The 8,872-nt window shown below is 60.8% G+C and carries 9 protein-coding genes and 1 other annotated feature; of the genes, 8 read left to right on the top strand and 1 reads right to left on the bottom strand.

Features of this window, described 5'->3' with window-relative positions:
- The first annotated feature begins 137 nt into the window (after nt 1-137).
- From KSAC_RS16790 to KSAC_RS16755, 8 genes are all read left to right on the top strand, one after another.
- Complete coding sequence (locus KSAC_RS16790; RefSeq protein WP_102326023.1) at nt 138-1,256, top strand: type IV pilus twitching motility protein PilT; 1,119 nt, start codon at nt 138-140, stop codon at nt 1,254-1,256.
- A gap of 2 nt (nt 1,257-1,258) precedes the next feature.
- Nucleotides 1,259-1,507 carry an IcmT/TraK family protein gene (gene icmT, locus KSAC_RS16785; RefSeq protein ID WP_102326021.1) on the top strand — a complete coding sequence of 83 codons (249 nt, stop codon included), beginning with the start codon at nt 1,259-1,261 and terminating at the stop codon, nt 1,505-1,507.
- Entirely contained in the window at nt 1,504-1,899 is a 396-nt protein-coding gene (locus KSAC_RS16780) for a hypothetical protein (RefSeq protein ID WP_102326019.1), read from the top strand. Before icmT ends, KSAC_RS16780 begins: the two co-directional genes overlap by 4 nt.
- Before the next feature lie 31 nt (nt 1,900-1,930).
- The gene (locus KSAC_RS16775; RefSeq protein WP_102326017.1) at nt 1,931-2,368 is read left to right on the top strand and encodes a hypothetical protein; all 438 of its coding nucleotides are present in this window, start codon (nt 1,931-1,933) and stop codon (nt 2,366-2,368) included.
- Nucleotides 2,369-2,370: 2 nt separating this feature from the next.
- Nucleotides 2,371-4,644 (top strand): type IV secretory system conjugative DNA transfer family protein, encoded by a 2,274-nt coding sequence (locus KSAC_RS16770; protein ID WP_132307004.1) that lies wholly within the window; start codon nt 2,371-2,373, stop codon nt 4,642-4,644.
- Nucleotides 4,645-4,649: 5 nt separating this feature from the next.
- Entirely contained in the window at nt 4,650-5,102 is a 453-nt protein-coding gene (locus tag KSAC_RS16765; RefSeq protein ID WP_132307002.1) for a hypothetical protein, read from the top strand.
- 21 nt (nt 5,103-5,123) lie between these two features.
- Nucleotides 5,124-6,358, top strand: a protein-coding gene (locus KSAC_RS16760) for an IS3 family transposase (protein ID WP_132306660.1) whose coding sequence is annotated in 2 segments (ribosomal slippage) — nt 5,124-5,418 and nt 5,418-6,358 — 1,236 coding nt in all. Because the reading frame shifts where the segments join, the coding sequence is not laid out codon by codon here.
- Nucleotides 5,411-5,527: a sequence feature (AL1L pseudoknot), on the top strand. (Overlaps the previous gene by 117 nt.)
- A gap of 43 nt (nt 6,359-6,401) precedes the next feature.
- Nucleotides 6,402-7,448: a hypothetical protein gene (locus KSAC_RS16755; RefSeq protein ID WP_165927401.1), complete on the top strand. Its 1,047-nt coding sequence runs from the start codon at nt 6,402-6,404 to the stop codon at nt 7,446-7,448.
- Between the two features lie 176 nt (nt 7,449-7,624).
- Here KSAC_RS16755 and KSAC_RS16750 read toward each other — a convergent pair whose 3' ends face one another.
- Entirely contained in the window at nt 7,625-8,767 is a 1,143-nt protein-coding gene (locus tag KSAC_RS16750; protein ID WP_132306998.1) for a hypothetical protein, read from the bottom strand.
- Nucleotides 8,768-8,872 lie beyond the last annotated feature (105 nt).

Here is an 8,872-nt window from a genome sequence, read left to right as displayed (position 1 = left end):
CGCGCCATCCGCGAAGGTCGTCAGCCCCGCAGCGGGCGTGAACTGCCGCGCAGGCTTTACCAGGCGCATCGGCGGATCTGCGAACTCATGGAAGGCTCGCTTCGTCCCGGCAGCCGGGGCGGCAGGAGGCCGTCGCCATGAACGCGCAGTACTGGCCCGAAGACGGGGTCTCACTGAGAGCCGACGCGCTCGACCGGATGCTCGTATGGTGCGCGCGGCAGGACGCCTCGCGGATCCAGTTGCAGACCGACAGGCCCGTTGTCATGAGGGTCCACGGTCGCAACCGCACGATCACCCGCGATGTGCTGCTGCCGGGTGTCGTGGAAGACGCCATCAATTACATGTTTCGTGACAGCACTGCGGTTACGCATCTGCGACAGGCCATGGCGCTGGACCTGTCCCATACCGTGTGGGCGGACCGGCGCGCGCGGCGCCATTCCTTCCGTGTCAACGCCGTTTCCACCCTGGTCGGGCCGACACAGGCGGTTGGCATCACGATCCGGCCCCTCGTCGACATTCCCCGCCCGCTCAGCGACCAGAACATCGAGCCCCGTCTTCTCGAAGCACTGGAAGGCGATAACGGCATGTACCTGATCTGCGGCGCGACAGGCAGCGGCAAGACCACGCTGCTCGGGGGGATCAACCGCAGGCGGCTGGAAGATCCCGACTGTCATATGGATCTGGTGGAGGGCTCGGCGCCCCTTGAACTGCTCTACGATCTTGTGCCGACCATCAATTCCACGGTCATGCAGATCGAGATCCCGCGCGGCCTGCCGACCTTCGCGGATTTCATCCGGGCCGCGATGCGACAGGAACCAAGCGATATCGTGGTGGGCGAATGCCGTGACCCCGAAACGATGATGGCTGCAATTCAGGCGGCCATTTCCGGCCACCGCCTTCTCTCATCGCTGCACACCTTCGACTGCGCCTCGACCATGCGCCGTTCCGCCGCCCTGTGTCCCGCCGACCAGCGCGACAGCCTGACCATCTCGTTCGTCGAAAACCTAAGGCTGATCGTGAACCAGCGCCTGCTGCCTTCCACGGATGGCCGGCGGACGCCCGTACGCGAATTCCTCCCCGTCAGCCGCGCCTTGCGCAACCGACTGCTCGACGCAGAGCTGAAACGCTGGCCCGAACTCACCCGGGAGGCGGTCGAGACATCGGGACAGACATTCGCGCAGTCGATCGACGCCGCCTTCAGTGAAGGCCGGATCACCGAGGCGGTCACAGCCGCCGCCCGCAGACAGGAGGCCTGATCATGTGGCGCTTTACCGCCGACCCCGTCCGATTACTCATCATCGACTGCCGCGCAATGGCGCCCATGGGGCTATGGCTGATCCACATGCGTGAATGGACATTCGTCACCGCAATCATCGGCGTTGCGTTCTTCGGTCTGCTGGCATGGCTGGGGCTGACCCTTCCCGTCGCCTGGCGCATGTTCCGGGTGTTCGTGTCAGGGCCACGTCGCCCTCTCCTGCCTGCATGGAAAAGGCGGGATTACGCATGAACGACATCGAAACCGTAATCGACGCCGTAAGCGATCTGATCCGGACGCGCGGTTATGTCTTCACCATGGATGGGGTGACACAGCCTTTCCTGACGCCCCGGCAGATCGCCGCCCCCGACTGCCTGCTGCCGGTTCTGGGCCGACTGGCTGAAGAACTGTGGCGTCGGGAGACCGGAAACGGTTTCGGCCTGCTGATCGAGCCGGACCCCGAAGCCCTCGCGGACCACCGCCTTACGGCCATCCATCATGCCCCGCTCTCTCTTGTCGTGCTGTGCATGGACGAGGTCCTGCGTCGCGTGGGCGATGGCGGTTCAGAGATCCCGCTGGAGGGGCTGCATCAATATGCAACCGCACTGTACCCGCGAACGCACCCACAACCGCCCGCCCCATAACAGTCGTTGTCATAATGCAGAGGAACGACCTGTGATCATCATTCTGAAGAACGGTGACGCTCCCGTCACCATCATGCCGGGCGAGAGCGGCGTCAGTGTCGTGTGCGAGTCCGGCATGACCGCCGGTAGCGCCATTCATGCCGCGGCGATTATCCGCAAGCCAGGCAGTATCCCGCATCCTGCCGATCGGCACTTGCCCGTGGCACCGGGAAAACGGCGTCTGGGGGTTGGCCTGTGCCTCCTGTCCTTCTGTCTCATCGGACTGGCGTTCGGTCGGGGGCTCCTGTCCGGCCATGCCAGTCCGTCCGCCCCACCGGCCGAGCCCGCCCATAACGTCGCGGGCCCTCAACGACATGCGGAAGACCTGCCCTTCCCGCCGGCCGCCCCCGGCGTGCCACGCGCATCTGATCCGGCGCCATCACGGCCGGACACGCCCGCCACCGTCAACACCCCGTTCGGGCTGCAGTAGCCATGGCCGTCATCCAGCGTCGCATCGACGGTCCGCAGGATTTTCATGAGCAGCGCGGCGGAATCGCCTACCGTGACACCCGAACCGTCGGCGTACACCTTAAGGAAGCCCTTACGACCGGCGCATCCGCCATCGGACTGGTGGGCATGGCCGCGACGGTTTTCGCGGCACCCGCACTGACGACCGTGATCGTTCCCCTTGCACTTGCCTATGCGGGCTATGTCATGACCCGCCCCATCACGATGCCGCTCCGCCTGCCCGCCGATACCCGGCGCAAGGACTACGGCAATCCCGTACCCGACCCGAAACGGGTCGGCGTCCAGCGCCCCGGCCCCGCGAAAGGAGACTGGTTCCTCGGCTGGGATGATACGACCGGACAGCAGATATGGCTTGCGGGCGAGGACATGACGATGCACGCCGTCCTGCCTGGTGCTACGGGATCGGGCAAGACGCAGTTCATATACAGCCTGCTCTGCAACGCCCTTGCGCAGGGCAGCGGCTTCACCATTGTCGACGCAAAAGGGTCGAACAACCTTGTTTTTTCCGTCGCCGCACTCCTGCAGCGCTGGGGCATGGGGGCCAATCTTCGCATCATCAACCTGATCGTCTCGGACGGCGACAGGAAAACCAATACGTGGACCCCGTTTGGCAGCGTCAATGCCGAGGGCATGACCGAACTGCTCCTGACCCTGTTTCTGCCAGAAGATGAAAACGGCGGGGGCAACTCGCAGCACTTCAAGGATCGGGCGGATGCCCTGATCCGCAGCATGGCGCATGTCTTTGTCTGGCTGCGCGATCACTGCGGCATACCCGTTACGGCGGAGACGATCCGGGCCAACTTCTCCGACATCCAGTCCCTTATCGACCTGACGCGTTCTCCCGACCATTCAAACGCACAACGCCGGTTCCACTTTTACAATGATACCGCGGGGAAGATCGAGACGATCCCCCTGCCCCCGGAGTTTCCCGCCCAGCTCCTCAACCCCGTTCGTGCCTATGTTGCGGAAACGGGCGGGTATTCATCGGAAAAGGGCGACGCATCCGGTCAGGACAAGGTGCGCGAACAGCATTCCTATGTCGTGGGCGGCTTTGCGCGCACATTCACCCAGATGACCACGACCCTGCGCCACATCTTCCAGTGCGCGGTGCCCGATATCGACTTTCGCGACATCATCTTCAACCGACGTGTCCTTGTCGTCCTGATCCCTTCGCTCGAAAATTCGACCTCGACCAATGCAGCGCTGGGCAAGACCATCATTACCGCCCTGCGCTACGCTCTCGCCGGCGCACTCGGCACATCGCTGGAGGGCAGTTACGAGGATCTGGTCACCAACCGCCCGTCCGCATCCGCCACACCCTATCCGATCATCATCGACGAAGGCGGATATATCGCCACCCGTGGCCTCGACGTCATGATGGCGCAGGGCCGTGAACTCAATATCAGCCTGCTCCTGTCATTTCAGGAAGTGGGATCGTTCTACGCAACGCTGGGGCGTGACCGGAGCGTGCCGCTCCTGGGCAACCCGAAGCTCAAGATCATCGAAAATCTTGAGGATTCCGGCCCCACGCGCGAATGGATCGAGCAGACGGCCGGCACGATGCAGGTCAGTGTTCTGCCCGGCTATGACACGTCGACAGCGCTCGGCGTCTATACTGACCAGACACGCGCGGATATCCGGGAAGTCAAACGGGTATCATGGAGTGACGTCCAGTCCCTGCAGCAGGGGCAGGCGATAGTCCTGTTCCGGGGCAAGCGTATTTATACCCGCCTGTTCTATGCAGGCGTAAAACCGTCCGGCGTCAACCGGGTCTTCCCGATGCTGTCCCTTGCGCGCCCCTCGCAGACCGCATCCGCCATCACATCCGGCAACGCCCCGGACCCGGACGCCGCCATCCGGCAGCATCTCGTGGCAGGTGATGACATTGTCACGGCATCGCGCCTGCCCGCGTTGCCTGGATCACTCGGCGCGGTTTTCGACCGGCTGGCGACAATCATAGAGGTTCAGGCGACACCTTCCGAAGACGTGCAGGAACTGTTCGGCTCGGGAATGCCATCTGTCCCGGCAGCACCCTATGCCTGCCTGTTCCAGAACCTGCCAACGCCCTATCCGCGACGCCATGATGCCGCCGTCAACCTGATCGACCCGGAAATCAACCGCGCACTGTTCGAGACGATGGTTGCTTTCGAGATCCGCATGGGTGCCCCCGAGGCGCAGGCCCGTAACGCCGTAGCCACCGCACTGAATGCGGCCGCAGGTAGCCCGGCCCAGAAATGACAAAGATGAAATCGCTCTTCCAGTTTTTCCTGCCGCCCCTTTTCCTGCTCGGGTTTGCCGCCGCCCTGAGGATCAATACCTTCGGAAATCCGATGCTCGACTGGGACGAGCAATATTATCTGTTCGGCGGGGGACGGCTCCTGCATGGAGACATTCCCTATGTGGACTTCTGGGACAGGAAGCCGGTCGGGCTGTTCCTGATCTATGGGTTTTTCCATCTGTTCGGCCCTTACCGGATCGTGGCCTATCAGACAGGTGCGCTGCTGGCTCTATGGGCTACCGCGCTGCTGATCCGCCGTATGGCCCGGATCATCGCGCCTCCCGGCGGGGCATTCATGGCCGCCGTCATTTATGAAATCTGGCCCATACTTGCGCGAGGCGAAAGCGGACAGTCGCCGATCTTCTATAACCTTCCTGTCGCATGCGCTATGAACTGCCCCGGGTTTACCGGAGAGTAAAACTCTCGGAGGATGATCCCTATGGTAGAGAAGAAGAAGACATCGCGTTATTCGCCTGAGTTCCGTGAGCGCGCCGTGCGCCTTCTGGACGAGCATCGCTCGGATTACCCGAGCCTGTCGGCGGCCTGTCGCGAGATTGGTGGCAAGCTGGGCTGCTCGGGCGACAGCCTGCACGACTGGTGGAAGCAGGCCCGACGGGACGCTGGGGCGCAACCGGGGCCGACCTCGGCCGAGACGGCACGGATCAAGGCGTTGGAGCGTGAGGTCCGTGAACTGCGTCAGGCCAATGAGATCCTCAAGAAGGCCTCGGCTTATTTTGCTCAGGCGGAGCTCGACCGCCCGTTTCGCAAATGATCGCGTTTATTGAAGCCTACCGTGCCGATTACGGGGTCGAGCCAATCTGTCGCGTTCTGCCGATTGCCCCGTCCACGTTTTACCAGCAGGCGGTCATAGCAAGAGATCCGGCCAGGGCCAGCCCGCGTGCCCGGCGTGATAGGGAGTTGATGGAACATATCCGCCGGATCTGGCAGGACAACCGTGCTGTTTATGGTGCGCGCAAGGTCTGGCACAGCCTGCAGCGTGAAGGGCGACAGGTGGCGCGTTGCACTGTTGAGCGCCTGATGCGCAAGATGGGTCTGAAGGGTGTAATCCGGGGCCGGAAGGTCATCACGACCCGTCCGGATACGGCGCGCCCCTGTCCCGATGACAGGGTCAACCGGCAGTTCCGGGCCGAGGCCCCCAACCAGCTCTGGGTGTCGGACTTTACCTATGTCCAGACCTGGAATGGCATGGTCTATGTGGCGTTCGTCATTGATGTGTTCGCCCGCAGGATCGTGGGCTGGAAAGTCTCGACTTCCATGACCACCCAGTTTGTGCTCGATGCCCTTGAACAGGCCATCTGGCAACGAAAGCCCGCGGGAAACAAGGCGCTGATCCATCATTCGGATCGTGGATCACAATACCTGTCGATCCGGTATACCGAACGCCTGGCGCTGGCTGACATCGACGCCTCGGTCGGCACGGTTGGTGACAGCTACGACAATGCACTGGCGGAAACCATCAACGGTTTATACAAGGCCGAGGTCATCCATCATCTGGGGCCATGGAAATCCATGGCGCAGGTCGAATGGGAAACCCTCAAGTGGGTGGACTGGTACAATAACCGACGCCTGCTGGCACCAATCGGCTACAGGCCTCCCGCCGAAGCCGAACAGGCCTTCTATGCAGATCAGAACAGGCTTGATATCGCTGCCTGATTACTGAACAAATCGCTCTCCGGTAAACCCGGGGCAGTTCACTATGGCGCTCATCGTGACGCATATAGCCGATCTGCGGACCACCGATACTGCGTATCGCAGGAAGATCGGCACACTGGCCATGCTCCTCTTCGGGCTGGCAATACAGATAAAATACACCGTCATCTTCGAAGGTATATTTGCCGGGGTCTATCTGTTGTATCTCTCCATCACATCAAGGGATGGTTTGTACCGCACAATGCTGAATGCTCTGGTGTGGATCAGTGTGGCCCTTGCCCCAACCGTTGCGGTCTACCTGTTCTATGCCGTGATCGGCCACGGGCATGAATGGATCTACGCGAATATCCTGTCGGTATTCGGCCGTGCCCCGGAAGATACGCATGTTCTGCTTCACAGGGTCTCCAGGATCCTGCTGGTGACAGCCCCGTTTGCCGCAGCGCTCCTGCGGGCGCGCGCGCCTGGAATCCCTCGTACGCGCGGCAAGGCGTCAGAAATCGGTTTCCTGAACATGTGGACCGTGGTCTCCATTGCCGCCGTCGCGGTCTTCGGCACCTGGTATATTCATTATGTCCTGCCGGTTTTCGTACCGCTGTCGATCGAGACTGCGCCGCTATTCTGCAAGGGCACCGGCAAGGTCATGCTGTACCTGATGTGTGGCACGGGCATCATCTGGGGGCAGTTCATGATAGCCAGGCACCTCGGAAGCGAGGGCAACAGCGCCCTGTTCCACACACTGGAAAAGCAGGTCGCCTATGGCAGGGACGGATGCTTCTTCATCTACAAGGGGCCGGTGTCGCTCTACGATGACCTGCCCTACTGCCATCTGACGGATCATCCCTTCCCATCCCATTTTTCCCTTGAGAAGGAATCACAGTCCACAGGTATGGATCCGGTAAAGGAAATGGGCGCAGTCCTGTCCCGGAAACCGGCATATATCATAACCGGCGGAGAGGAAGTCCCCGGGGAAAATCATGCGGTCCGGGCTACCCTCTATGACGCCCTGACACGACAATACACGATGATATATGGCTGGACGCCGAAGCACGCGAGTTCGAATGATCGTGTCACGGTCTACAAAAGAGTGGACTGATGCCCATCGACCTGCGTGCATGTCGTAACCTGCACTGACCACGCAGGAGAGTAGCTAAAGCCCCTTCGGCAGTCACCGAGTTTATGCCACGTGTCGGCCAGCAACCGCCTCGACGGTTATCGGGCTCAAGGGTAAACACCGCATCAACGATAGGGGCAATAAGCGATAGAATATGGTCAGCCCAGGCCTGGGCCTGGGCGGGGCCGTGAAGGACCATCGTGAAGATCGACGTCATCCGCAGCGGGCGCTACCGCCTCCCCAATCGACGGAGAGATATCTTCAGGGGCAACGCCGCAATCATAAAGCAATGCGTTGGCGATCTCAGGTTGGTCAGCGACGGAGCCCCACGCGAGGCCCGGCAACAAGCCATTGATGATTCCGGTGAACGCGTTGAGGGCCGTGCGTTCCTGCCGCAGACCAATCGTGCCATCGAAGCTGGAAAGAGCAGCTGTAAGAACTTGGGCAAAGGGCTTTCTGCACTTATAAGCGCTCCCCCCTGTTGCAAGCGCGTCCTCCAACGTCACCGACCACGGCGCGCCAGCATTCCGGTTCACCCATTGGACATAATGGCACCAGCCACCAGACAGCGTCTGCGCGTTAGGATCGAGCCATCCGCGCAGCGCGGTCGCCAGGAAAACGTCACTCTGAAGGTTCGAATAGGGGGAATAGAACAGAGAACCCGGGCCGTGTCGGAGCGCATTCTTGCGCAGTTCCGGACCGTCGCCACAATCGTCCAAAAAAGAGGGGATTTCGTCACCCTTCGCGCCATCCTCAATCCATTGCTTGATGTCCGCGATAGCTTCCTGTTGCTTCTTGGCCAGTGTATCGTCTGGCGGTGTCTGTCCGGTATTTTTTCTGATCACGTGACCGAGAGAAATTTTTTTCCACGCAGCCTCATCCTTCGGACGTTTGGCCTGAAACAGTGTAATCTTGACGTTATTTTCGCCGAAAGGGGTCACTATCCCGAAGTCGTAGCCGGACTGAGCTTCCTGATTCTTGTTCTGATGAACCCAGTAGCGCGTGCGTGGCCGCTCGCCATCTTCTTCCGGAGAAACCGGATAGGAATCCTCAAGGAACTGGGCATGCCAGAGGCTGCTGGCGAGCAAGCCGTAGAGGGCATCAGTCTGCGGCTCTTCCCATATGCCGTGCCGTCCCAACTGACAGGTCTGGGTTAGCACAGAAAAATGCGCGGCATAGGCCACCACAGCTTCGGCTGGTTCGGTTTCCAACCACGATTCCACTTCGTCCCGTAGCGTATGGCCTTCTGACGGAACAGCACGATCATACGCGCGGGCAAGGGCTAATAAGGGATGTTCCATGAATGAGGGCCCAACTGTAATTACGCGCCGAGATTACACTGAGTGCTCACTTACACAAATTTCAGTTGGCATCTCAAAATCCGTCCTCTCCCCCAATACCTAATT

The organism is Komagataeibacter saccharivorans (assembly GCF_004348195.1).
GTDB classification, from domain to species: Bacteria; Pseudomonadota; Alphaproteobacteria; order Acetobacterales; family Acetobacteraceae; genus Komagataeibacter; species Komagataeibacter saccharivorans.
This window is presented reverse-complemented; position numbering and strand designations above follow the sequence as displayed.